This is a genomic window from Streptomyces sp. XH2 (genome assembly GCF_049725035.1).
GTDB classification, from domain to species: Bacteria; Actinomycetota; Actinomycetes; order Streptomycetales; family Streptomycetaceae; genus Streptomyces; species Streptomyces roseoverticillatus.
The window spans coordinates 1-1,527 of record NZ_JBMMMZ010000038.1; the positions used below are offsets into that span (position 1 = coordinate 1).

At 69.6% G+C, this 1,527-nt stretch carries 1 protein-coding gene; it reads left to right on the top strand.

What is annotated here, in order from left to right:
• Positions 1 to 4: 4 nt before the first annotated feature.
• Positions 5 to 1,527, top strand: a 1,523-nt coding sequence (locus ACOTKD_RS38085; RefSeq protein ID WP_424893598.1) for an acetyl-CoA carboxylase biotin carboxylase subunit, incomplete at its 3' end; no start/stop codon positions are given.

Sequence of the window (1,527 nt, forward strand, 5' to 3'; positions counted from 1 at the left end):
CATCGTGCGCAAGGTGCTCATCGCCAACCGTGGCGAAATCGCTGTCCGCGTTGCTCGCGCGTGCCGGGATGCCGGGATTGCCAGTGTGGCGGTCTACGCGGATCCGGACCGTGACGCGTTGCATGTCCGCGTTGCTGATGAGGCGTATGCGCTGGGTGGTGACACCCCGGCGACGAGTTACCTCGATGTGGCCAAGGTCCTCGCCGCGGCCGCCGAGTCCGGCGCGGATGCCGTTCACCCCGGGTACGGGTTCCTTTCCGAGAACGCCGATTTCGCGCAGGCGGTCCTGGATGCGGGGCTGACGTGGATCGGTCCGCCGCCGCAGGCGATCCGGGATCTGGGTGACAAGGTGGCGGCCCGTCACATCGCCCAGCGCGCCGGCGCCCCGCTGGTCGCGGGCACCCCCGATCCGGTCTCCGGTGCCGAGGAGGTCGTCGCCTTCGCGCGGGAGCATGGGCTGCCGATTGCGATCAAGGCGGCGTTCGGTGGTGGCGGGCGCGGCCTGAAGGTCGCTCGCACCCTGGAAGAGGTCCCCGAGCTCTACGACTCCGCCGTGCGGGAGGCCGTGGCCGCGTTCGGGCGTGGTGAGTGCTTCGTCGAGCGCTACCTCGACCGGCCCCGCCACGTGGAGACCCAGTGCCTGGCGGACAAGCACGGCAACGTCGTGGTGGTCTCCACCCGTGACTGCTCCCTGCAGCGCCGCCACCAGAAGCTGGTCGAAGAGGCCCCGGCGCCGTTTTTGTCCGCGGAGCAGAACGCGCAGTTGTATGCGGCGTCGAAGGCGATCCTGCGCGAGGCCGGCTATGAAGGCGCCGGCACGTGTGAGTTCCTGGTCGGTCAGGACGGGACGATCTCCTTCCTGGAGGTCAACACCCGTCTGCAGGTCGAGCACCCCGTCACCGAGGAAGTCACCGGTATCGACCTGGTGCGGGAGATGTTCCGCATCGCCGATGGTGAGGAGCTCGGCTACGACGACCCGCCGCTGCGCGGCCACTCGTTCGAGTTCCGTATCAATGGTGAGGACCCGGGCCGTAACTTCCTGCCCGCTCCGGGGACGGTGACGCGTTTCGAGGCTCCGGCCGGGCCGGGTGTGCGTCTGGACGCGGGTGTGGAGTCCGGGAGTGTGATCGGGCCGGCGTGGGATTCGCTGCTGGCGAAGCTGATCGTGACGGGCGCGACGCGTGAGCAGGCTCTGCAGCGTGCGGTGCGTGCGCTGGCGGAGTTCAAGGTCGAGGGCATGGCGACCGCGATCCCCTTCCACCAGGCGGTCGTGGCCGATCCGGCCTTCACCGCGGATCCGTTCCAGGTCCATACCCGGTGGATCGAGACGGAGTTCGTCAACACGATCGAGCCGTTCGCGGGTGCGGCGGGTGAGGAAGAGGGCGAGGAGGTCGGCCGGGAGACCGTGGTGGTCGAGGTCGGCGGCAAGCGTCTGGAGGTCTCGCTGCCGTCGTCGCTGGGGATGACGCTGGCGCGCACGGCGGCTGCGGGTGGGGCGAAGCCGAAGCGGCGTGCGGCGAAGAAGGC